The 23532-nt window shown below is 56.8% G+C and carries 17 protein-coding genes; 6 read left to right on the forward strand and 11 right to left on the reverse strand.

The features are described 5' to 3' along the window. Nucleotides 1-206: 206 nt before the first annotated feature. From OSO_RS46715 to OSO_RS0137825, 7 genes are all read right to left on the reverse strand, one after another. Nucleotides 207-1874, reverse strand: coding sequence for an aldehyde dehydrogenase family protein (locus OSO_RS46715; protein WP_010587928.1), 1668 nt, complete (start codon nt 1872-1874; stop codon nt 207-209). Between the two features lie 379 nt (nt 1875-2253). Next, nucleotides 2254-3339 (reverse strand): DUF1559 family PulG-like putative transporter, encoded by a 1086-nt coding sequence (locus OSO_RS0137795; protein ID WP_010587929.1) that lies wholly within the window; start codon nt 3337-3339, stop codon nt 2254-2256. A 504-nt stretch (nt 3340-3843) separates the two neighbouring features. Then, nucleotides 3844-4578 (reverse strand): 23S rRNA (guanosine(2251)-2'-O)-methyltransferase RlmB, encoded by a 735-nt coding sequence (locus tag OSO_RS0137800; RefSeq protein WP_010587930.1) that lies wholly within the window; start codon nt 4576-4578, stop codon nt 3844-3846. Nucleotides 4579-4775: 197 nt separating this feature from the next. Beyond that, nucleotides 4776-6311 (reverse strand): Asp-tRNA(Asn)/Glu-tRNA(Gln) amidotransferase subunit GatB, encoded by a 1536-nt coding sequence (gatB, locus tag OSO_RS0137810; RefSeq protein ID WP_010587932.1) that lies wholly within the window; start codon nt 6309-6311, stop codon nt 4776-4778. A 134-nt stretch (nt 6312-6445) separates the two neighbouring features. Then, complete coding sequence (locus tag OSO_RS0137815) at nt 6446-7333, reverse strand: EboA domain-containing protein (RefSeq protein ID WP_010587933.1); 888 nt, start codon at nt 7331-7333, stop codon at nt 6446-6448. Nucleotides 7334-7360: 27 nt separating this feature from the next. Next, nucleotides 7361-7609: a hypothetical protein gene (locus OSO_RS0137820; protein WP_010587934.1), complete on the reverse strand. Its 249-nt coding sequence runs from the start codon at nt 7607-7609 to the stop codon at nt 7361-7363. A 35-nt stretch (nt 7610-7644) separates the two neighbouring features. After that, nucleotides 7645-8562 (reverse strand): sugar phosphate isomerase/epimerase family protein, encoded by a 918-nt coding sequence (locus OSO_RS0137825; protein WP_010587935.1) that lies wholly within the window; start codon nt 8560-8562, stop codon nt 7645-7647. A gap of 600 nt (nt 8563-9162) precedes the next feature. Between OSO_RS0137825 and OSO_RS0137835 the strand changes: the two genes are divergently transcribed. The 3 genes from OSO_RS0137835 to OSO_RS46720 all read left to right on the forward strand — a co-directional run bounded on the left by OSO_RS0137835 (nt 9163) and on the right by OSO_RS46720 (nt 11690). After that, entirely contained in the window at nt 9163-9381 is a 219-nt protein-coding gene (locus OSO_RS0137835; RefSeq protein WP_050986300.1) for a hypothetical protein, read from the forward strand. Nucleotides 9382-9653: 272 nt separating this feature from the next. After that, nucleotides 9654-10343: a TIGR00266 family protein gene (locus OSO_RS0137840; RefSeq protein ID WP_010587938.1), complete on the forward strand. Its 690-nt coding sequence runs from the start codon at nt 9654-9656 to the stop codon at nt 10341-10343. A 15-nt stretch (nt 10344-10358) separates the two neighbouring features. Beyond that, the gene (locus tag OSO_RS46720; protein ID WP_010587939.1) at nt 10359-11690 is read left to right on the forward strand and encodes a M48 family metalloprotease; all 1332 of its coding nucleotides are present in this window, start codon (nt 10359-10361) and stop codon (nt 11688-11690) included. On the opposite strand, the gene OSO_RS0137850 is transcribed toward OSO_RS46720, so the two are convergent. Together OSO_RS0137850 and trpE are read right to left on the reverse strand one after the other, a co-directional pair. Then, nucleotides 11679-12788: a Gfo/Idh/MocA family protein gene (locus tag OSO_RS0137850; RefSeq protein ID WP_010587940.1), complete on the reverse strand. Its 1110-nt coding sequence runs from the start codon at nt 12786-12788 to the stop codon at nt 11679-11681. The genes OSO_RS46720 and OSO_RS0137850 overlap by 12 nt on opposite strands. Nucleotides 12789-12850: 62 nt before the next feature. Continuing rightward, a complete protein-coding gene (gene trpE / locus OSO_RS0137855) occupies nt 12851-14344 on the reverse strand; it encodes an anthranilate synthase component I (RefSeq protein ID WP_010587941.1) in 1494 nt (497 codons plus the stop codon). A 631-nt stretch (nt 14345-14975) separates the two neighbouring features. Here trpE and OSO_RS0137870 point away from each other — a divergent pair. Further along, entirely contained in the window at nt 14976-17495 is a 2520-nt protein-coding gene (locus tag OSO_RS0137870) for a fused MFS/spermidine synthase (RefSeq protein WP_010587944.1), read from the forward strand. 18 nt (nt 17496-17513) lie between these two features. Here the strand turns inward: OSO_RS0137870 and OSO_RS0137875 are convergent, their stop codons facing one another. Beyond that, nucleotides 17514-18821 (reverse strand): Gfo/Idh/MocA family protein, encoded by a 1308-nt coding sequence (locus OSO_RS0137875; protein WP_040593608.1) that lies wholly within the window; start codon nt 18819-18821, stop codon nt 17514-17516. A 338-nt stretch (nt 18822-19159) separates the two neighbouring features. On the opposite strand from OSO_RS0137875, the gene OSO_RS0137880 reads away from it, so the two are divergent. Further along, nucleotides 19160-19600: a YkgJ family cysteine cluster protein gene (locus OSO_RS0137880; protein ID WP_029247888.1), complete on the forward strand. Its 441-nt coding sequence runs from the start codon at nt 19160-19162 to the stop codon at nt 19598-19600. Nucleotides 19601-19776: 176 nt separating this feature from the next. Next, nucleotides 19777-21084, forward strand: a complete 1308-nt coding sequence (gene hisS / locus OSO_RS0137890; RefSeq protein ID WP_029247889.1) for a histidine--tRNA ligase — start codon at nt 19777-19779, stop codon at nt 21082-21084. A 140-nt stretch (nt 21085-21224) separates the two neighbouring features. Here the strand turns inward: hisS and OSO_RS0137895 are convergent, their stop codons facing one another. After that, entirely contained in the window at nt 21225-23444 is a 2220-nt protein-coding gene (locus OSO_RS0137895; protein ID WP_010587949.1) for a hypothetical protein, read from the reverse strand. Between the last annotated feature and the right edge of the window lie 88 nt (nt 23445-23532).

The raw sequence follows: 23532 nt of genomic DNA on the forward strand, positions 1-23532 counted from the left end.
GCGGGAAAATGAGCCAGTCCCCGGCCTGTGAACGGTCACGTTCACAGCCAACTGAAGTCACAACAGTCTGACGGCATTTGCGAGCCTTCTTGTGTACGACAATCGATTCGTCCCTTGAAATCAGGACGGCAGGCACGTGGGTTTTCACGTTGTCAATCGCCCTGTTGAATCTTCACAAAACCTGTCTTCGTTATGTTTATGGTCTGTCAGCCCATGAGTGCTGCGGCAAACAGAGATGGCAGTCGAGCGATCGACGTGTGGTCATAAAGTCCAAAAAGGTGTTTCGCGACACTGAGCGCCGTCTTATGCCCGGCGAACCAGACCGGTTTCGGGAAGTTGATCAGCGGACCTTCGAGGACCGTTTTTTCATACTGATCGAGCAGATACATATTATGGACATTGCCAATTCCACTATCGACATTGTTCAGCGTTGCACCGGGATAGGCACCCCACGGCGGACTGACCAGGCCATAGGCCAGACCCGACCATTGATTCACGCAAACGGTCCCATAGCGAAGTCGTAACAGACATCGCTCGACATCGGCAGAGTGCTCATGTCGGAAGGCGCGGGGAAATGTGACCGATGCGCACAGCGAACCGAAGACAACGTCGTTCAGAAAGTCGGTCGCCGTTGCGAGGAAGTCCGAAGGCGAAGCACCCCCAAGCGACGTTTCGGCACAGACGCACGTGAACGATTCGACTTGAAAGAGTTCCGGACGCTCGTGGGCCGATTGATCCGGTAACAGCGTCCACGGCAGACAATTGTCCTTGTCCGGTTGAATCGCATTTGCGGCAAACCGTTCGTAACGTTCTGCGGCGCCGGGATACCACGCCGGGCGACGAGGGGTCTCTGAGAGATAGACGTTCAGAAGTTCGAGAAACTGCGACCGCTGTTCCCACTGCTTCCATGTGACGATGACGCGTGTTGTCAGGCAGTTGAATGACGCGTTGTTGGTGATCGACGCGACGAGATGCCGGGCTTGTGAGTGCAGTTCTCGCGACGAGTATCGGCCTGGGACGATGATCCAAGGACTGACGTTCCCTAATTCGCTTGTGACCGGCTTGGTGAACAGTGGGTCGTTGGCGTGTTTGCGTTGTTGCTGTTCGTCGTGAGTACGACCCCAGACGATGGAGTCATGTGTCGCGACCGATCCGGTCAGGTGGACGTCGTCGATGGCCGCGTCGTGAATCAACTGCGCTCCGACGGCCGCACCTCCTGTGACAATGCGTAACAGGCCCGCCCGTACGAGCGGCGAGAAGGCCCGTTCGATCACACTCGCCAGGCTCTGGTTGACGGGATTCATCTTCAAGACGACCTGACGCCCCTCGAACATGATTCGATTCAAGCAGTCGGTGACCGGGATCGATGACACGTTTCCCGCGCCTAAAACGGCCGTGATCCCGGACAAGACGCCGTCTCGCGCCGTGTTGACGCGATTTCCATGGATCGTCTCGACATCGATCCCAGGTTGCATTCGCACACGCGCGGTAAGGCCCGAGAAGGTCAGACTGTCAAACAGACCCGCTGCCGGAAAGACGGGCACGGCAAGCTGCCCATTCTTCAATCGCTGAATGGACCCCGGAAGCCTGGGGGCGGGAGCCGACTTGATTGCTTCCAGCGTCTGCATCGTCAGGCGGAGTTGGCGGGCGATGACGGCCGGGCCGCTCAGCAGTTCTTCCGCGAGCACGGATGTGTCACCTGGGCACTGCTTGAGCCGTGCACCGGTCTGTATCCATTCGTCGACGATATCGACCATCCCACTCAGGGACTCACGACAAAGACGAACACGATCATCGATCGAGACGCGTTGAATCGAGCGGGATCGCGATTGCAATTCACTGACGGCGGCGGCAACAGAATCCGAGACGATCACGATGGGCTCGGTCCTAAAATTGAGGAAATGGAAGGGATGAATTGTCTCAACAAAGATCGTCGCTGCAACAGGTTAGCGAGTCCACAGGTGAGCCTGTCCTCGAACCAGTGGGCTAAGTCCTACGATTTGTGTGCCACCGGCTCTGGCAGTGCCCGATCCGCTTTGATCCTCAACAGCAGAATGAAGGGCGTCGAGAGACCATTTGACAAGGGTTTCTCTCTCAAGAAGGATTGCCGTTCGATTCCCAACCAACGGTGCTCCTCATTTCTGAATCCACTGTCACTGGCACAGCCAGTGACACACAACGGAGATTGATCTTCGACTGCGTAGAAACCTCCGATGTCACAGAAACATCCGAATTTTCATTCGTCACGCTCCACTAGTATTCGCCGACCACTTCTCCCCCGGCACGGGTTGCCAAGGCATTGTAGATGGTCGGCGAAATGCTGGATGAAATCAGTTTGACTGTGCCATCCCCGAGCAAGAATTGGCCACCGCCAACATGATCACTGCGAAACGTCGTGGTGAAGTGCAGTGGGTCGGCACAATTGTAAAGACCTGCCGCCGGGCTTTGGACGTTCGCATCGTTATAGATCGATTCCATCACGGGATTAAGATTCAGGCTGCTCGCGTTGGCATTCGCGACGTTGGCTGTCGTTCCGAAATTTCCCCCCGTCGTCGCTTGCGCATACGGCGAACCAAGTCCGACCAGGCCGGCCGCGTTTGGTTGAGGATTGATCCAGCCAGCCCCCACGAGTGGTGTGATCGAGCCACCGGTGACGGGGGTGGTTGGCGCGGCCCCTTGCGCGATCTTCCAATTGGGACTGGACGATCCTTCCCCGACACACAACGTGTTGCTTGATCCGTCCGCCAAATTGGCGAATGTCGTCTTGAGGTTCCAGCCGAACATTCCAACCTGCTGATCCGCGGCGGGATTGAAGCACCAGCCTTTCATCGCACCTTTGCACAGCAAGTAGTTGTTGCCCCCCAGATTCTGTCCGACGGAATATCCTGCCAGCAGGGAGTTGGTGACCACGTTCGGACCGGCACTTGATGGGCACAAGTAAACCGGGATCACAGTCGATGCAACCTTTGCCGTCTGACTCTCCCAGGGAGTTGTGTCGACATACAGATTCTTCAAGTTCGCCTGATCCAGGTAGGGAAGGATCGAGGCAAATGCCCCGCAGAAAACGTCGATACCGAGTCCTGGGTAACCGGGACTGTTCGGCTGAACCGAGGCCCCCAGCGGAAACATTTGATTGACGTCGTAATAGTTGTGCATCGCCAACCCGATTTGCTTCAGGTTGTTCTTGCACTGGGTGCGACGAGCCGCTTCGCGTGCCTGTTGAACGGCCGGAAGCAGGAGTGCGATCAGGACGGCGATGATCGCGATGACCACCAGCAACTCGATGAGGGTGAATGCTTTTCTCTGCCGAAATGAACCGCGAAAATCTGGTGAAACCATGAATCGCTCCTAAGGCAAAAGCAACGCGAAATATCGACTCCCACAGCGGATGCAAACGGATAGGTACGAAAAGAAACGAGATGTCCATTCAGAACAAGCACCAGCAAGGATGCTTTGTGGTTCGTGAGGGAAATCAGAGTTGCTGCGCAGCACGAACAATGTCAGGTCCGCCAAGAGGCGTCGCCGACAATGCACATTGAAACCTGGAACAGGATTGATTGGTGTTAGTATTTTACGCTAAGGCATTCGTGTACGAATTGCCAGAGACAAAATGGTTTTCTTCTTCGCAAGAAACGTGGAGGCAACTCGATTGGGGGGCTGGATGGGGGCGCGGGCATCAAGGATCGGGACAGTGCATTCGGGATCGGTGAGGCGACGTTGGGAATACATTCTGTCGAGAAGTGTTATGGCCCGTGTCGCATGTTGAAGTCGTCAGATGCGTGCAGGCGGATTCTTTGATCCTGATGGATTTGCCGTCTCTGGCACCGGCGGGGAAACCGGGCGTTAGAGCGGGGCGGTCAGTTGGGACATCAGGACGCCGGCCGCGACCGACACGTTCAATGACGGAACGGTCCCGCGTGGTGTCAGCTTGCAGATCTGGTCGCATTTCTCAAATGACAGGCGTCTTAATCCCGACTCTTCATTCCCAAGGATCAGCAGCCAAGGCCGATCGCGCGGGATGTCGCGTACGTCCTGTTCGGCATGTTCCGATGAACCCAAGAGCCACACACCCGCCGTTTTGGCGATGTTCATCGCCCGGGCCAGGTTGGTGGGTTCACCGAAGGGAACATATTCCAGACCTCCTGCCGCGACGTCGTAGACCGTGGCCGTCAACGGGGCCGAGCGATCTTTCGTCATGATGATCCCTTTGACGCCGAAGAACGACGCCGTACGAAAGATCGCTCCGACGTTGTGCGGGTCTTGCAGGCAATCGAGCGCCAACCAAAGGCCGGGCCCGGTGCCGACGTCGGCAAACAACTCTTCAATCAACACGCCTTGCCGCTCGCGCACGGTGGCCTGAGCCAATCCGGTGCGTTCCGATTTGTGATCGCCTTTGCCGTGTCGAGGTTCTTCCGCAAGATTAGTACGGATTGGGATCTCCAGTTCGCGGGCTGTCGCGATCACATCAGCCCACGCTGGCGAGGGTTTTCCCGCTGGCACCCGAACGTCGATGACATCGGCGGGACGAGTTTTCAGGGCAGCCAAAACGCTATGAGGGTTCTTCAATACCAACGACATGCAAAATCCTTGAAGAAGTCCCGCTGCTGATTTGCCGCGGGATTCTCGTCTATGTTGGGGAGGATGGCTTGCATCGAGCCATCACCCGAAATTCCGATCTTCGATGATTCCGGAGCATCCTTAAGGACGGTGCGCCTCGGCCATCGTTCCATTTGTTTGTTCTTGTCGCTGTTGCACGTCATCGTCGCGACAACGCGTTATTCGCAGATTTTCGCCAGCAGTTTCTCGCGAACGGTCTGCGGATCGGCCCCCTTGACGGCTTTCATGACTTGTCCGATCAGTGCGCCGACGGCTTTCTCGTTCCCTGATTTGTAGTCGGCAATCGCTTTGGCACTGCGTGACAGCACTTCGACAATGGCCGTGTCGATGGCACCAGTGTCCTGAACGATGGCCAGTCCCCGTGCGGCGATAATCTCGTCGATGCGTGAGATCGAGGGGACCGCTTCCGCATCGCCTGCGTCTGTCAACAGCGTTGAAAAGACCTCGCGTGCAGACTTGATCGTGATCTGCTTTTTGTTAATCCGTTCCAGAATCGCGGCCAGAACCGGCGGACGAATCGGAAACTCAGCGATCGTGACGCTGCGTTCTTTCAACTCGCGCTGGATGTCCTGGGTCAACCAGTTGGCCGCTTGCTTACCGTCTCCGCACGACTTGGCGACATCTTCAAAGTAATCGGCGACGGGACGTCCCTGATCAATGATGACGGCTGCGTCGTACGCAGTCAGTTGATAGTCCGCCAGAAATCGCTCACGCCGGACCGCGGGCCGCTCGACCATGTCACTTCGGATCGCCGCCAGAAGCGGATCGTCTGGGATCACCGGAACCAGGTCCGGGTCCGGGAAGTACCGATAGTCGGCGGCTTCCTCTTTTTCCCGCAGCGGATAGGTCACGCCACGATTCGGATCGAAGCCGACGGTGCGCTTGTGCCCGCCTTTCGCGCCCATTCGAATTCCAGTCGCTTGAAATGACTCCCACTGCCGGGCGACTTCGTATTCAATAGCCTGTTCTGTAAAGCGAAAGCTGTTCAGGTTCTTGATTTCGACGATCGGAGTCGGGATCTTGGTTCCGTCGGGCTGAATGACATGCAGGTTGACGTTGGCATCACAACGCAAACTGCCTTCTTGCATGTTGCAGTCCGAGACTTCCAGATACGTCAACAGCAGTTTTAATTCTTCGAGGAATCGACGCGCTTCGTCGGCCGAACGCAGATCAGGCTCTGTGACAATTTCGACCAAGGGTGTGCCGGCACGATTCAAATCGACACGGCTCTCACGGCCGCGTCCCGATTCATCGTGCATGTTCTTGCCCGCGTCTTCTTCCAGGTGCGCCCGCAGAATCCGGACGCGCCGTACGCCATCCGTCGCGGTTCCCGCTTCGTCGCTCAGCGTCACGTCGACGTGACCATCATGGCTGAAGGGCAGGTCGTATTGACTGATCTGATAGCCCTTGGGGAGATCGGGATAGAAATACTGTTTGCGATCCCATTTGGTGAACGGGGCAATCTGACAGTTCAATCCCAACGCCGTCTTGATGCCCAAGTGATAGGCCCGCTCGTTCAGGACCGGCAACGCGCCGGGCAGTCCCAGGCAGACGGGGCAGGTTTGCACGTTGGGATGGTCAGGATTGAACGCCGTCGAGCAACCACAGAAGATCTTCGTCTTCGTCTGCAGTTGAACGTGAATTTCCAGGCCAATAATGATTTCGTACGACATCATGTTCTCGACAGTGATCATGTTCTCGATCGTGGGCTCGGTCCAGATCGCCTGCTCGCATCGCGAGAGGCCGGCCGAAGCGAGTTTGAGATGGATGCAAACACCGCGTCCATACCATTTCTGATCCGCATCGCGCTCGGATCACTTCACAAGGGCTACGACGAACTCTCGCTCAGTTCGCTGACCGAATCCCAACAGATCTTCGCCGAAGCGACCGCTTTGGCCAAGTCGGGCGATTCGTCCAGGATCTCTTTCGCCGCCGTGGTGGGATTTTCACTCAGCGCAAGCGCCGCCGCCTGTTGCTCAACCGTCGATCCGCTGGTCAGCAATTGCTTCAGGTCTGCCAGGGCCTCGACGTCCGCAAAACGCCCCACACAACGCCACATATCCGGCGGTATCGCTCGTTTGGCGGCTCGACGCTCCTGGATGAAATCGCGGACCATGGATGCCAGAGGTGCATTGGCGCGCTGGTCCAGCCCCATGATCGGTGCCATGGGGACGCCGATGAACTGGCACTTCAGGACCATTTGATTCCATTGATCGTCCGAAAACTGCTCGGACGGGTATGGATTGCGATGAGCCACCGCGCAAAAGACGGCCTTGATATTGGTTCGAATCCCTTCTGCCGCGCGCAAGACATGTGCGGTCGGATGCGGCAACAAGGGCAGGGCTTGGTAGAGCGCGACGAGCTCGCCGACATCACCGGTTCCAAAGAGCCCATCCAGAATCGAGACCAGTCCTTCGGGGGAGTGTGCGGGAACCGACAGCACCAGCAACGTACGAACTACCTGGTCGACGCTCCACCCTCGCGGATCCCAACCGGGCCGAATGGCACTCGCCGCGGACAATTCCACCTCGGTCAGCGCCAGGTCCGCTTTGCCAACCTTGCGTGGCGTCAGGCCAAACGCGAGCTGCAGGGATTTCTTGTCGCCCGTTTGCACGGCCGTCAGTCGTTCCCGAAGCCAAGTGGCCGCCGGCGCCTCAAGCCGAGACGCCAGCCAGTTCTGCAGAAGTTCAGCAATTCTCGCGCAATCCGGAATCACAAGATTCCCTCTCTACAAATTCATGCATCAGTGGCCACCGCAACTGGTCGGGTTCCCACAACATCCCGCCATCGGCAATTGGGGAATCGCGGTGGGAATCGGCAGGGCAATTCCACCCGAAATCACGCGTTCGATCGGTGTGTCGAGCGGTGTCTTTCCGGGGTCTTGTTGCGTTCGCTGGCAAAGTTCACCCCAGGTGGACAGCGATTCTTTCATGCTGTGCTGCACGCTCAGCGTTTGCTGATTGTTGGCGCAGTGGTAGTCGTAAGTTGGCATGTTTTCTTTCTCCTGACGTGCGAGGTTCGGTCTGATCAACCCGATCGCTGGCGCGCTTCGGCCAGCATCTTGTCGAACAGTTTCTTTTGTGTGATCAATTGCTCGGCAGCGTCCGCCGGGGACGCACCTTCTTCCAACATCATCCAGCCTGAATAATCGGCTTTCACGAACAGATCGAGCAGTTTGGCCCACGGATATTTTTCGAAGTCAAAACAGCGGACGTGAGTCGTGCGGCCCAGACGATGCTTCACCAGATTGAAATTGTACTCGAGACCGGGGGCTTCCAAGTCCTGTGGATTCGAATTCCAGCAGATCGCCACGTTCGGATTGTCGGCCACATCCAGAATCGACTTGATCGTCGGCAACTGGGCACACTTGCCGTGAACTTCGAGTCGAATCTGCTGCCCAAATCCCAGGGCGTATTCGGCGACTTGATTGAGCGACTTTCCGATCTGTTCGATCGTTTTTTCACGCGAAACGTTCTCGTGAAACGAATCTGGTTTCACTTTGACGCCCGAACCCCCGCAGTCGTGGCTCAACCGGATAAAATCCTTGGTTGCTTCGATGGCCTTATTCAACACGGCGGGGTCGGGGTTGTCGAATTTTTCGTTGCTGCCGATGCCGACAAACTGAACCGGACTGGCCTCGAACTGCTTTCGGACCTCACTTCGCTGCGCGTCAGTCAGACTCGGTTCGACCCCGTGCTTATGCGTTGTGCGCAATTCCACGGCATGCACCTGGGCCGCTTCGCAGTTCTTGATAATTGTCGGCAGGTCCCAGTCCTTGGCCCAATTGTAGGTCACCAGGCCATATCGGATGTCCCCCCCTTTTTTCTCGCCGGCGGCTGACGTTTCGTCGGCAAGCAGCGCCTGGGATGCGCCAAAGGCTCCGAACGCCGCCGTCCCCGTCAGGCTGGCCACAGCCAGAAATTCGCGTCGAGAAAGGTATGACATCACCGAAGTCCTTTGATTTGAGGAATGGGTGTCGTGCAACAACTTGCACGCATCGAGCATGCTGGCCAGTCTGTTCGACGCCTGCCGCAGTTCGGTACGACCGAACAACCGCGAAAACGCCCTGATTTTCAGCATTCTTCAGGAAAGAGACTATCACGCCCGCCTTTGGGGCGGCAAGTCACACCTCACCCGCCTGACGAACACGATCCTCGTGATGACGGAACGGCGTGGACGTCGATCAATCGCACGCTCAGGCCGTTCAAAAGCGGACGCTTGGGAACACTCGGATGGCATGTGCAGGCAATGAAACCTGGGCGACGAGGAATCAAGCCGAATGTCACGAGGGGTATTATTTTCGCTATCTAACAGCCTGTTGAAGTAACGGGCACTGGCTCCGTCCTGATGAAAAAACACCAAGATATATTGGCGGACAAGGTACCTGTTCCCCTTACTTCAATAGGATGCTAACTGTCTCTGTGCGTAATTTTTGAGCTATTAAATCACAGCACTTGTAAATTCGCTTGACACAGGAAATTCGAGAGGAGTATACAGCTGTCTCAATTTGTGTTTGATGTGCAATATTTAACCGGAATGTTCATCATGGGCTATGGGGTTTTGGCGGCCAAAGGGGGCGGTTTTTCCTCACTCGTGAGCTGGTTGATCCGTGTTGTGATCTACGACATTTGTATCACCACGATCGCGGAAGTCTTTCAGGTTCCTCGTATTGTCGCGCTCTTTATTTTTCTGGGGATTCTCGCCGCCATCGCGTTCGGTGGGTATCTTCTGAAATCGAAGTATGCTGGCAGCGTTGACGACTGATTCTGCGTAACCGTTCACAGGCCGGGGACTGGCTTATTTTCCCGTGGTAAAGGGAAGGATAGCCCGAGTCGATGCACTCTCGATTCCGATTGAACCGGGAAACTTGGCCTGTCACCCTCTCTTCGCGCTGTGAACGGTGACTGATTCCGCTTGCACCAGCCCATCCAGCATGCGGCCTGTCTGGGGGCGCGGAATTGCGTCATCTGGTTGCGGGCGTCTGAACGGGACGCGGTCCCGTTCTTGTCCTATTTCAACGTCGAAACACGCAATTTATGGAATTCCAGATTCGTCATGCACCCGTCTTCACGGTGGTGGAATTCCAACTGAACGAATCGGAAGAGGTTGTCGCTCAGCCCAACAGCATGATTTCGTTTACGCCTGGGATCCATATCTCTGCCGCAATTGGGCAGACCCAGGGTGAAGGTAGCTGGTTTGCGGGTTTCAAAAGTCTACTGGGGGGGGAATCATTTTTCCGCGCCGTGTTTCGCGCGAAACGTGATGCTCAAACATTGTTGTTGGCCCCTGATAATAATGGCGACATCTTGCCGATCGAATTAAACGCGTCGGAAACCTGGTACTTGAGCCGAGGGTCCTATCTCGCACATATCGGTGACTGCCGGTTGGACGCGAGGTATGGCGGGGTGAAGGGCGTGCTTTCAAAGACCGGATTATTCCTGTTACACGTTTCGGGCGTCGGCACGCTGTTCTGTCAGACGTACGGCGCGATCATGGAACGAGAGCTGGGCGAAGGTGAGCAATTTCTGATCGACAATCGATACGTCGTCGCGTTTTCCGGCACGGTCGAGTACGAACTGGTGAAAGCCAGTCGTTCCCTGCGGCATTCGTTCATGTCGGGCGAAGGAATGGTGAATCGATACACGGGACCAGGGCGCGTTTACTATCAGACACGTGCCAAACCGTCGCTCGGTTTCTTCGGGCTCCTCTTAAATGCCATGACGTGAGGATTGACGGATATCATGCTTGTTGACGACACGATCCCGGTACAGTCCGAGCTGATCGAGCGTGTTCGGCGGGCCAATCGTCTCGCGATACCCTGGGTGCTGATTCAGTTTGTGCTGGCGATTGCGCTGGCAACCTTCGTGAACTGGCCGCAGATTCTGGAGGAACCGCTGATTGCGGTGGTGGCCGTGCTCGTGATTGTCGGTCCGTTCCTGATGAGCATTCTGCGGCGTTACGCGCTGAACAAGCGAGAAATTGGCGATCTGAAAGAACACACAACGTTTGGTGAGTTCGACAAGTATCGTCTGCGGTTCCTGGTGAACGACACACTCAATCGCCTCAATTTGCCTTTGCCCGGCCCGCCGGTTTACATCACCTCTGACAAATCTCTGAATGCCAGTTCCGTTCACTTGGGTGTCGGAGGAGCGTTTCGTTCGTTGAACGGCGTCTACCTGAATCGTCAACTGCTTCATCATCTGACGTCGGCCGAGGTGCAGGACATCATTGGCCACGAACTGGGGCATTTCTATCGTTACTACCTCTTGAGCGAGAGATTTCACGGAATCACGCTGGCCTTGGGAGCATTGAGCGGACTGGTCGTCACGCAGGTGCTCGGAATGTCGAGCTTGATCAGCATGTTCGCACTCTCTGTGTGTGGTTCGGTCTACTGGATGGTTTCCGGCTATTTGATCGCCCGAAATGCCATGGCGATTGAATACTTGTGTGATGGTTTCGGTGCGCAGGTTCATGGGATTGCTGTTTCGATCAACGGGCTATTGAAGCTGGGCGTGGAAGACGAGATGCAGTTGGCCATTCAATACCAGCAACTTGCCACTCGTGGAAAAAAGAATTTGAATGCGCTCGATGTGATCGAGGCCATCGATGCGGCGATCCCCTACGGTCACAGGTCACGCGAAGAAATCGAGCGATCCGTCACGGAAGCGATCAAGCAGCGATCCCAGCATCGCAACAAACCATCTCTCGCCGGTTTTTTTGAGTATGCCTGGAAGAGCGATGACGACGAAGACGAAGTCGAAGACCTGTTGAAAAAGATCCAACGGGCCCAGAATGTTCCACGGTTGGACTGGGAACGACTGCTCAAACGGCCAGATCGAATTGACCTAAGCGAACAGGAGATTCCGCCGTTGGTCGAAATGATCGTGACCCATCCGGATGAAGTCTTATTCCGCACACCCGGAGAACTTGGCGACACGGACGGCGTCCATCCGCCAATTGCCGCGAGAATCCTGTATCTGTGGAAAAACCGCGCCGAGATCGAAGCCGCTCGCAAAGGGATCGCTACCGAGAGCACACGGCGATCAAGAGTTGATCGCGGACTAACGCGTTAACAACGTCAGCGGGTTCTCTCGTTGAGTCAGCGGAAAGGTGACCGGTCGGTTCAGGCGATGCGATTCGAATACAGCCGAGATCATCTCCACCGTCCAGCGGGCGTCGTACATGTTGCTGCGTGGCTGGCGTTGTTCGTGAATCGATTGCACCAGGTCGTTCACGATCGCGACGTTACCGGCTTCAACGCCGCTTCGCTCGATTGTTTCCGGTTCGTTGATTCCGTTTGAAGTCACGGGCAGCCATGTTCCCTGGCCGCGACCGGGGCACCAACTTGGATCTCGCAGCAGAAAGCATGTTGCGGGGTAGCCAAACTCGATGTCGGCGATACCTCGACTGCCGAACACCTGGACACCGAATCGAGACGGTTCGATGCCCTGATCGCGGCGTGATGCAAAGAACCCGGTGACTCCATTGGCAAACCGATAGGTGGCCTGCAGATGATCGCCGGCGAGCGGTCCAATCCCTTCATTGCCTTCGGCGACATCGGCCTTGGTGACACGCTGGCCCTTGGCGTAGACCGCTCCATAGCATTCAACGGGATCGCCAGCGATGACGCGCATCAGATCCATCACGTGTGAACCAAGCACCCACAGGTCTTCGCCGCCGCCGCGATGATCTTCTTTCCCGCGACCGCGCACTTCCAGAACATCGCCGATTTCACCCGCTTGAATCAGCCCTTTCAGAACCTGGAGCGATGGCGAGTAGCGAGTTTGAAAGGCGATCGCCAGTTTGAGATGCCGCATCTCGCAGGCCCGCACGATGTCATCCGCCTCGGCGGGCGTGCGGCAAAACGGCTTGTCCGCAAACACGTGACATCCATGCTCGGCGGCCGCGACCATCATGTCGCGATGCTGGTCGATCCAGCGCGGGGCCACCGCAACCAGATCCAGTTTTTCTTTCGCCAGCATCGTGCGATAGTCGGCGTAGCTTGTCGCCGCGCCCGTGATTTTTTGCACATAGGCGCGGCCTGCCTCGACTTCATCCGCAATCGCGACCACTTCGGTTTCAGGAATTTGATTCCAGACCGAGTCTAGCCAGTGGCCGTAGTCACCTTTGCCAGTCCGTCCAATGATTCCAACTCGCAGTTTTCGACTCATCGGAAGGTCTTATCCAACTGAAGAGATTCTCGACGACGGGGTCAAGGACGAGACGCGGCCTCTCAGTCTGTCAGTTGTCGCTCGGCAATTTCGATCGCCTTGAGAAGGCCTCGCGCTTTGCTGAGTGTTTCTTCGTATTCCGAAGCCGGAACGCTGTCGGCAACAATGCCGGCACCGGCCTGGACATAGGCCTTTTGTCCGACCATCACGATAGTTCTCAGCGCGATGCAGGTGTCCATGTGCCCGGTGAAATCCAGGTATCCGACCGCGCCCCCATAGGGGCCACGACGATGTGGTTCTTGTTCGTCGATGATTTCCATCGCGCGAACTTTGGGTGCGCCTGACAGCGTGCCTGCGGGCAAGCCTGCACGCAACGCGTCCAGGGCGGTTTTGCCGGGGGCCAGCTTGCCGGTCACCGTCGAACTGATATGCATCACATGGCTATATCGCTCGACATGCATGATGTCGCTCAGCTCGACCGAACCATATTCGGCCACGCGTCCGACGTCGTTGCGGGCCAGGTCAACCAGCATCACATGTTCGGCACGTTCTTTTTCATCGGCGAGTAGTTCTCGTTCGAGCGCCAGGTCTTCGGCCTGAGTTTTACCTCGGCGACGGGTTCCAGCCAGCGGTCGAATGGTCGTCCGGCCATCTTCGACGCGGACCATGATTTCGGGCGAACTGCCGATCAGTGTCACGACCGGCGTGCGGACCAGAAACATGAACGGACTGGGGTTCACCACGCGCAGTGCCCGGTAGATATCGAGCGGACTGGCCGTCGTTTCCAGTTCCAGACGTTGGCTGAGCACCACCTGGAAGATATCACCCGCGCGGATGTATTCCTTGCAGTTTTCCACCGCCTGCTCGTAACCACTTCGGGTGAAGTTGGACTGAAAGGCAATCTGTGGGTCACCCGTCAATGTGATGTCGGTCAGGTGGATCGTTTCGGTGGGGGTGTCCAGTTGCTGGCACAAGGCGTCCACGCGTCTGCAGGCGGCGTCGTAGGCCGCTTGCAGGTCGGTTTCGTGAACGTCGGCATGTACGACCACCTGAATCGTTTTCTGAATTTGATCGAAGACGACCATGCGGTCATACAGGGCGAACGACATATCAGGCAGATGGCGGTCATCTTCTGGGGGATTGAGCAGCCGTTCGGTGTACCGGACGGTGTCATATCCGGCGTATCCCACCGCACCGCCGCAGAAACGGGGCAACTCGGGCAGGTGCGGGGCCTGATAGTTGGCCAGCATCGAATGCAGGTGCTCAAGCGGATCTTCGACTGTGTAGCGTTTCACCGAATCGTGATCGGTAATTACGATTTCGCGGTCAAATGCATCGATCTGCAGGAAAGGTCCGGCGCCGACGAAGCTGTACCGCCCGACGCGTTCGCCCCCAATGACACTTTCGAACAGAAACGAGTTCTGGTCGTCTTGCAGCCGACAGTAGGCGCTCACGGGAGTCAGAGTATCGCTGACCAGCCGACGGAACACCGGTACATAACGGGCGCCTGCGGCCAGTTGCCGAAAGGTCGCGAAATCGGGCGTATAGGCAGCCATGTCGTCCAGTCACTCTCCGGCGAAAACCAACGAGGAATGCGAAAAACTAACTCTGAATCCGATGACGAAATGATCGATCTGCACGGGATTGGACGCGTCCTTCATTTGTCCGCGTTCCGCCAAACACCACGATTTGCCAGCCCGAATCGATCGTGACAGGCATCGTAACCGCTGCACCGACTGACAGCAAAGTCGCTCCGGATGTTCGCGGGTTTCCGCTGCACATTTCGGCAGGAAATCGTCCGTCAAGGCATCAGGTCCAGTAAAGGGTGTCACCGGAGTTTGCAAACATGGATCGACGGATTTCGATGAGTACTGGGCCGTTTCTGCCAGAGAATCAACATGAATTCTGTCTGGATTGCGAAGGACGCTCTTGCGATTTTGACAGGTAAGCATTCAGAATGATCGTCTCAAAAGATTGCGACTTCGAATCGATGACCGGGACGATCGCTTTGCGTCTCGTGACGGACGGGCCTGATCGATTCGGGCGATCTTTTGTGTTCGAATTCCATTCCACTCGTCGCCATTCCGGCACTGATTTCGTCGTTCGACTGCGACCGTTTGTTTGATCTGACGTTCCTCAATCCGACGTTTCGCCCGTCCTCGGTTTTGCGTGAACACTATGGTGACCATGCCTGCTGTTCGAGAAACACCGCGCGCCGCAGCGCTGCTGTTCCTGTTTCTGGTGAGCGGTTGTGCGGCGCTGATCTACGAGATCGTCTGGTTTCAGCAATTGTGTCTGGTGCTGGGCGCGACCTCGGTGTCGCTCGCCATTCTGTTGGCCTGCTTTATGGGCGGGATGGGTCTTGGCAGTTTTGCGTATCCTCGATGCATTTCGCCAACTGTTCATCCGCTTCGGGCTTATGCCACGATCGAAGCCTTGGTGGCGGGGTGCGGGCTGGCGATTCTCTGGATCATGCCGATTGTCAGTGCGACATATTGTCGTGGATCGTATTCCGGATCAAACGATCTGCTGGCTCGTTCGCTGGTTGCGATTGTCACGATGTTAGTGCCAACCGCTTTAATGGGCGCGACGCTTCCCGCGCTGGGCCGGTTCGTTCGCTCTGATCCGAGCGGTGCGGCCTGGCTGGGGTGGTACTATGCGGCGAATCTGGTCGGCGGAATGATTGGCTGCCTGCTCAGCGGTCTTTACCTGTTGCGGCAGTATGACGTGTACGTGGCGACTTCAGTGGCCGTTGTCATGAATGTCGCGGTCGCCGTGATCGGCATGGCCCTGTCGTGGAGATGGCCTCGAACGAGCGTCGTAGGGGTTTCGGCTCAGCACCCGCAATCGCTTCGCGAGCCGCAAGAAAACGCGTTGCAGGCCAAAGAGGCATCTGCTCTGGCACGATCCACGGGGATCATTCGACGGACTGCGTGCTCGCCCACCGACCTGATCGCGACGCATTTTGTTGTGGCGGTCTCGGGTCTGACGGCGCTCGGGGGCGAAGTTATTTGGACGCGACATCTCGGGTTGTTGCTGGGGCCGACGGTCTATACGTTCTCGATCATCCTGGCCGTGTTTCTGTTCGGATTAGGGTTGGGCGGGGCGTGTGGAGCTTGGCTGGGGCGACGCGTTCGATCGCCAACGTGGGCGCTGGCAATGACTCAGCTTGGCCTGCTTCTGGCGATTCCCTACGCGGCCTTCATGATTGTGAACGTTGTTCCCTATTGGCTCGTTCTTCGCGGGACCGATGAATTCTTCACCGTCCGCGTGACACGAGACATTCTGCGAACGCTGGTCGCGATCGTTCCTGCGACCTGTCTTTGGGGGGCCAGTTTTCCGCTGGCGGTAGCCGTGGTCGTCGGACGCAATCGCGAGACCGGCCGTTTGATTGGCGGACTTTCGGCAACCCACACGTTCGGGGCGATCACCGGCGCCCTGCTTGTCGGGTTGTACGGCGTTTCCTGGGGAGCTCAATCCGTTCAGCAGGGACTCACTCTTGCCAGCGGTTGTTCAGGAGTCCTCATGCTCACGCTGATCGTTTGGCGAAATGGACGTGAAGCGTGGCTGCAGACGGCATCGAATCATGTTGCGTTTTGGCGGGATACGGCGGCGGGCCTGGCGTCGTTGACGGCGGTGTTCGCGGTGGGCTCGTATGCTGTCCAACACGTTGCACCAACGCCAAATTCGTTATTGGCGGACGGGCGATGGATGTCTCGGTTCAACGACCGTGCGGCCTTCCGCTTTGTGGCGGAAGGCCTTGATTCGCCGATTGTCGTTTCGGACCTGGTTGATGGAACGCGTTGTTTTCATGTCGCAGGTAAGATCGAAGCCAGTACGCGCGAACGCGATGTGCGAACTCAACGGCTGTTGGGGCATCTTCCCGCATTGGCGCATCCGGAGCCAAAGAAAGTTCTGGTGATTGGCTGTGGTTCAGGCATGACCGCCGGAACGTTTCTGTTTCATCCCTCGGTGGAAGAGATCGTGATCTGCGAGATGGAAACACGCGTGATCGAAGCCGCACGAGATCATTTTGCTGAATACAACCACGATGTGGTGCGCCATTCCAAAACGCGGATCGTTCACGACGATGCGCGGCATTTCCTCGCAACGACATCTGAATCGTTTGACATTATCACGGCCGATCCGATTCACCCGTGGGTGCGTGGTTCCGCGACACTGTATACGTCCGAGTTCTTTCAGCTCTGCAAATCGCGTCTGAGCCTTCACGGCGTCGTCACGCTCTGGGTTCCGCTCTACGAATCGAACGAAGCGACGGCGAAGTGCGAACTGGCGACGTTCCTTCAGCAGTTTCCCACGGCCACGATCTGGAGCGGTCAAAACCTGTTTGTCGGCTATGACCTGATTGTGCTTGGCACGGTCGATGGGCGAAGGGCTGACTGCGAAGAACTGACCCGCAAACTGGAAGACAGTCTACCGCTACGCCTGGGGCTGACCCTCGTCGGAATCGGCACAGCGAACTCGTTACAGCAGCGATTCGTGGCGAATCTCGAAGATTTGGGCGCCTGGTTAACCGGCGCCCAAATCAATCGTGATTGCAACTTGCGACTGCAGTACCTCGCCGGCACAAACCCGGATCAGGCCAGCGAACATGATATCTTCCAGGCCATGTTGCGGGTGTGCCGAAGGGCCGAAGTTGAACCTCTTTCCTCGGAGGACGAATTTCCTCTCGAGGATTGGGAGTAACCTGCATCGCGGATTCGATCACACGAACGGTGTGACCCCGGGGCGAGCCAATGGTGGGACTTCAACCTTCGTATCCCAGCTCGTGATTTCGGGGACCAGAACTTGTTTCGAGTTCATGGCCATATCCCACGTCACCATTTTGCCGGTATAGCCAGCCATGCGGCCCATGATTCCGGTCAGGGTGCTGGTCACCATACGGTCACCATCATTGATCGGTTTGTTGGTGCGAATCGAGTCGAAGAATTCGTCATGTTCGACCTGGTACATATTGGGGTTTGCACCGTCATAGACCCACGGATTCGCGCCGGTAATGGCGACGCCATCCTTGCCGGGACGAATGAATCCGGTGCCTTTCGTACCCATGACGACCAGATTGTTTTCGTTGTGACATCCGGTGATCTGGCGTTGTGACATGAAGCCACGGGCGCCATTTTCCCACTCGTAGTTCACTTCGATATGATCGTAGATATTGCCGCCATTGGCGGGGACCTGTCGCCCACCGACGGCCGTGCAGCGGGCGGGTGGGACGTCTTTCATCGCCCATTGCAGCCAGTCAACCGTATGGATGGCCTGCTCGACTAGGCCGTCTCCAGACAGGAAGGTGAAATTGTACCAGTTCTGAACCATCCACTCGAGGTCGGTGATCCCTGCGGGGCGAGTGCTTTCTGGCGGCATTGGTTTGACGGGATTCGTCAGATATGTGCCATAGATCGCCACAACATCACCGATTTGTCCTTCGTGAATTCGCTTGAACAGTTCACGGCGGGCATAGTCGTAACGCCAGCAGAATCCGGCCACAACAGCCAGCTTCTTTTCCTTGGCAATGCGGACCGATTCCATGACCGAACGCACGCCGGGGGCATCGGTCGCCATCGGCTTTTCCGTGAAGATGTGCTTGCCCGCTTCAACAGCCGCACGCAAATGAGGCGGACGGAATCCGGGTGGCGACGCGAGCAGGACCACGTCGCAGGTGTCGATCACCTTCTTGTATGCGTCGAGTCCAACAAATTTGAACGCGGGTTCGACCGCAACCTGTGGCGCAATCCGTTCGGTGGCTTTCAGGTTGGACAGGCTGCTTTCGATCGCGTTCGCACTGACGTCGGCCACTGCGACCAGCTTCGACTGCGAATCGGCATGCAGCGCCTGGCTCGCGGCTCCCGTGCCCCGGCCACCGCAACCGACCAGACCCACCTTCAACTGATCGCTGCCAGCCGCGAACAGGCTGGAATGGAAACCTAGCGGAAGTCCTGCAGTTCCTGCGATTGCCATCGTTGACTTGAAGAAGTCCCGCCGTGAAGAGGAACTGGCCGACGTTTGATCACTCATCGATTTCACTTTCGAAAATGAAGCTCATTCCTCGTTCGCGACAGTGTTTCCAGTCGCCGATCAACATCGCGTCTTTTTTTTCGCGGAACGGGAGCCCGACAGAATCATGCTACAAATCGACGTGGTTCGATGCGAGTTATCGCCGGCAGTTTTTTGGTTCGGATCGCCGTCAGGCTCGACACTTGTTCACAATCTCGACACAACCGAATGATGCGAGCGGCGATCGGCATCATTCCGACGGCATGACCGATCCGAACGAGTCATCCGCACGATACCGAAGGCTTCGCCCAACCGTTACACTGGACGTGATCCACGATTCGAGAGGCGGAGATTCCGAGATGCCAAAAGTAAAAGTTCGTCGCGAAGACCTGAAGCCCGGCGAAGTGCTGTGTACCTATTGCACGGCGCGCTGTTGCCGTTACTTCGCACTTCCGATTGAAACACCGACAACATGGCAAGACTTCGATCACATGCGCTGGTACATCATGCATGGACGATCGGCCGTCTTTGTCGACGACAATACGTGGTATCTGCTGGTCTTCGGTGACTGCGAGAATCTGCTCGAAGACCATCGCTGCGGTATTTATCATACGCGTCCGCAGATCTGCCGAACCTATTCGACGGACAACTGTGAATACGACAACAACAGTTGTTACGACAAATATTTCGAGACTCAAGAGCAGGTCTGGGAATACGCCGAAGCGGTGTTGCCTCCAAAACCGCAACCAAGAAAAAAAGCCGGAACGCCGAACCTGCCCGCCTTGCCGATGCTCAATTGACGGCAAACTTTTGAAGCGCATCCTTCCCACGACGGCGGATTGCGAACAGAACCTCGCAACGGATCGAAGCGATGTACTGACGTCGCCAACGCGAGCCAGTTGCCGGCTTGGCCTGTGCGACGTTCGCGTCCGGTTTGTTGCACCACTTTAGATTTACGGAATTCATTGTGTCGTCATTGATCGAACCACGGACATTACGCGGCTTTCGCGATTTTTTGCCGGACGTCATGCTCGTGCGCGAGCGACTGATGGAAACCGCTCGTCGCGTCTTTCGCAGTTATGGGTTCAGTCCCATTGATACGCCGGCCCTTGAGTATGCCGAAATTCTGACGGGCAAGGGCGGGGACGAATCTGACAAGCAATTGTTTCGGTTCAAGGATGCGGGCGATCGTGATGTGGCGATGCGGTTCGATCTGACGGTTCCACTCGCCCGATTCGCCGCTCAACATTCCTCCACGCTGGGGGTTCCCTTCAAACGATATCACATCGCTCCAGTCTGGCGCGGAGAGAACACGCAGCGTGGCCGCTATCGTGAGTTCGTGCAGTGTGACTTCGATACGATCGGGACAGAATCGAATGCGGCGGACATCGAGACGCTGCTTGTCATTCATGATCTGCTGGTGGGACTCGGGTTTGAGCGATTCACGATTCGCGTCAACAATCGTTTGATCCTCAATGGGGTGCTCGAGCAGTTGGGACTGTCGGATCGTACGGTCGGCGTATTGCGGACCATCGACAAGCTGGCCAAAATTGGTCCCGACGCCGTCGTCGAAGAGATGATCGAACGAGTCGGGACGACGCGCGAACAGGCGACTCAAGTGCTCGCCACAATGGGGGCGTCGACAACACTGGATGATCTGGCGACGACGTTCTCGTCCAACGAACTCGTCATGCGTGGCGTGGATCGATTGCGACAACTGTTCGCCGCAGCGCAGACTGCAGGGATTCCCCGCGAGCGAATTCAACTGGACGTCTCGATTGCACGGGGGCTCGACTACTACACGGGAACGATCTACGAGACCTTCCTGAACGATCTGCCAACCATTGGCAGCATTTGTTCGGGGGGCCGCTACGACAATCTGGCAGGGCTGTTCACGAAAGAAAAATTGCCCGGGGTTGGTGCCAGCCTGGGGCTCGATCGATTGCTGGCTGCGATGGAAGAGCTGAAACTGCTGGGCACGGAAGCAACGCCCGCCGCTGTCCTAATGACGCAGTTTGACGCCGAACGCCTGGGCGATTATTTGCGGGTGGGGCGAGTGCTGCGTGCGGCGGGTCTCAACACGGAAGTCTTTCCCGACGCCAAGAAGTTGGGGAAGCAGCTTCAATATGCCGATCGGAAAGGGTTTCGCATCGCGTTGATCGCGGGCTCGGACGAATTCGCTCGCGGTGTCTGGCAGGTCAAGGACTTGAAGCAGGGGACGACAGTAACTGTTCCTGAGGCTGAGTTAGTCGTCACGATTCAGTCGATCCTCGCGACGACATAATCGTTCTCCAACGATCGCATTGATTGCCAACGCGAGTTTTATCGATCGCCTTGTCACCTCAATCAACAAGGCCCCGGTTGACTCAAATCGTCAACCGGGGCCTTTGCGATTTCAACGATCTACTCGGCGAGATCAGATGGCTATCGGTCACTGCGGTCACCACCGCGGCCCATTCGGCTTTTCCGCCGCTGCTGGATTCGCTGCTGTGCTTCGTCGCCGCCGACGCCGTTTGGACCACGCCGACCTGCGGCCGCGCCTGCTGCCGATCCGCGAGGCTGTTCGTCGTCAAACAGTCCTCCGTTTCGCTTTGTGTTGGCCGCGGCTTCGCTTGTGACTTTGAAGTCTCGCCGTTCATCGGCGACGCGCTTCTTCCACTTCTCTTCTTCCGTCAGCTCGCTGTACGGATCGAGCAGTTTCAGCTCGCCAAGTTCCGTCATGACGAGTGCTTCTTCCACGATTCCAACGCGTGCGACGCTTTTGGATTTCTCGGCCCGGAGTTTGAGATCCGGGTGCTGGTCGGGGACGAGATCGATGTCCTGTTCGACATCAACCAGAACGTCCAAGGTCGTAAACTGGTGCTTCTTCTTCTGAAGAGTCGATTCAACCAGATCCAGTACGAGCGTTTCTTTCTTCAGCTCACTGATGAACTGCCCGATCGCATAGGTATTCAGCACATCACTGATCATGGTTCCCAGTTGTGTGTCCCAGTCGAACATCGCCAGCTGTGCCACTGGTTTGGCGTTGTTGGGGCGAACTTTGTCGTCGCGATAAGGGTCGCGATCCACATCTTTCAGGAAGTAGTTGATCGATGTGGGAACGACTTCCGCATTCGAGATCGCGCTCCAGGGGGTTTCTCGTTCTTCACCGTTCGCGATGGCGGGATCAGCACCCGCACGTTCTTCCGGGGTGCTGTCGTAGTTGGGATTTCGCAGAGACAATCGCACGCGGTAACGATAGGCATAACCCGACTGGACATCGAAATCGAAATAGCGGAACAGCAGATAGTTTGATCCGGCGATTAGCCGCTCGTAATCATCACCACCCTGAGCCGTCCCTTGAGTCATGTTGCCGCCACGTCGTGCGCCACCACGTCCGCCCATCCCGCGGGGGCCATCATCATCATCGGCCATCGGGCCCCGTCGGATCCCTCCGGGCTGAGCGCGAGCGATGCCGACCATGCTTCTGACGTCGTTTTGCACGCTGGAAAGACCACGCTTTTTGGCTCGTTTCGGGTCATTCATGGTCGTATCGCCGACGGATTCTTCCAGGGAGTCGAGCAGTTCGGCCTGCTTGGCAATTTCGTCGGCTTTCAATTCTTCACTCTTGATCTTGGGATGCGTGGCACTATCCAGCCAGCTCCCGTTCATTCTCATGGGCAAATCCATCGTGATGGCGGAGTCTTTCATGGAAAGCGGTACGGGATCCATGATTTCGATGCCCGAGGATTCCTTCAATGTCTCCAGTGCCTTCTCGATCTTGACCGTCTTCCACTCGCTATCCTTCCAGGGGTCTGGACCGGCCTGTGCGACTTGTCGCTCGAGTATGAAGTCCATGATTTCCACGAGACCGGCGGCTTCGGGTTCCGAAATATGAAGCGCCTTGCGGTAGTTCTCGATCTGTCGTTTGAGCGGGAATACGCCGCGAACGGCAATGACACGAACGCCGCGCGAGGCGACATTCTGAGTGCTGCCGATTGAGCGGCCGGGGCCGACCCCGCCCATGGACGGTTCGTCGTCTTCGTCACCGTGGCGACCTTTGCCACGCATGTTTCCACCTAACGCGGGGACGGTGGGGCGATTGGGGCCGCGAGGTCTTTCAGGCTCATCTCCCCCGACGCCGAATGCCTGGCCGGGGCGGAGGGGGCCCGTTGAGGTGCGTGTCGTGCGTGAGCCGAATTCAGATTCCGCCTCCATCGCCGCGCTTTCGGTCGAATTGGGATCGGTTGGACTCATCGTGGAATCCAGTTCCTTCATCATGCTGAGCGATGTCAGTGATGCTTTAGCCAGCAATTCGAACACGGGTTCATAAATCGGCTCACGGCGTGCTTCGACTTTTGGGGCGAGCGGGTGAAACAGCGGCGTCGAAAAGCCATACCGCGTGGACGGGATCGGGGCAAAGATCTGACGTGCTTTGTCGCTATAGTCCACGACCACATAGGTGGATTGATCGGCCCAGACATTCGTCTTCGCTGTGATTCCATCGCGTACGCGCTTGATGTCCTCAAGCAGTTTTTCCGGGCGCTGCGAATGGCGTGACCAAGAGGTCTTCATCAAAGCGATGGCGACGACCAAGACACACAGCCCCAGTCCCAGCTTTTCAGCGTGATTGACGAAGAGCGATTTGATGTTGAGCTTTTTCATGTGAGACGTTCCCTGCGTTTCAGGCGTCGTAGGGTCTTCAGGAACTTGGGGTGATCAACGTTCCGTTGAAATGCGATCCGCTGAAATC

It is taken from the genome of Schlesneria paludicola DSM 18645 (assembly GCF_000255655.1).
Classification (GTDB): Bacteria; Planctomycetota; Planctomycetia; order Planctomycetales; family Planctomycetaceae; genus Schlesneria; species Schlesneria paludicola.

Bases quoted from the DNA above. Each gene is read 5' to 3' on its own strand.
- OSO_RS0137795 (WP_010587929.1), bottom strand. From the start codon at position 3,339: ATGGTTTCACCAGATTTTCGCGGTTCATTTCGGCAGAGAAAAGCATTC.
- OSO_RS0137800 (WP_010587930.1), bottom strand. From the start codon at position 4,578: ATGTCGTTGGTATTGAAGAACCCTCATAGCGTTTTGGCTGCCCTGAAA.
- gatB (WP_010587932.1), bottom strand. From the start codon at position 6,311: ATGATCACTGTCGAGAACATGATGTCGTACGAAATCATTATTGGCCTG.
- OSO_RS0137820 (WP_010587934.1), bottom strand. From the start codon at position 7,609: ATGCCAACTTACGACTACCACTGCGCCAACAATCAGCAAACGCTGAGC.
- OSO_RS0137825 (WP_010587935.1), bottom strand. From the start codon at position 8,562: ATGTCATACCTTTCTCGACGCGAATTTCTGGCTGTGGCCAGCCTGACG.
- OSO_RS0137835 (WP_050986300.1), top strand. From the start codon at position 9,163: ATGGGCTATGGGGTTTTGGCGGCCAAAGGGGGCGGTTTTTCCTCACTC.
- OSO_RS0137840 (WP_010587938.1), top strand. From the start codon at position 9,654: ATGGAATTCCAGATTCGTCATGCACCCGTCTTCACGGTGGTGGAATTC.
- OSO_RS46720 (WP_010587939.1), top strand. From the start codon at position 10,359: ATGCTTGTTGACGACACGATCCCGGTACAGTCCGAGCTGATCGAGCGT.
- OSO_RS0137850 (WP_010587940.1), bottom strand. From the start codon at position 12,788: ATGAGTCGAAAACTGCGAGTTGGAATCATTGGACGGACTGGCAAAGGT.
- trpE (WP_010587941.1), bottom strand. From the start codon at position 14,344: ATGGCTGCCTATACGCCCGATTTCGCGACCTTTCGGCAACTGGCCGCA.
- OSO_RS0137870 (WP_010587944.1), top strand. From the start codon at position 14,976: ATGCCTGCTGTTCGAGAAACACCGCGCGCCGCAGCGCTGCTGTTCCTG.
- OSO_RS0137875 (WP_040593608.1), bottom strand. From the start codon at position 18,821: ATGAGTGATCAAACGTCGGCCAGTTCCTCTTCACGGCGGGACTTCTTC.
- OSO_RS0137880 (WP_029247888.1), top strand. From the start codon at position 19,160: ATGCCAAAAGTAAAAGTTCGTCGCGAAGACCTGAAGCCCGGCGAAGTG.
- OSO_RS0137895 (WP_010587949.1), bottom strand. From the start codon at position 23,444: ATGAAAAAGCTCAACATCAAATCGCTCTTCGTCAATCACGCTGAAAAG.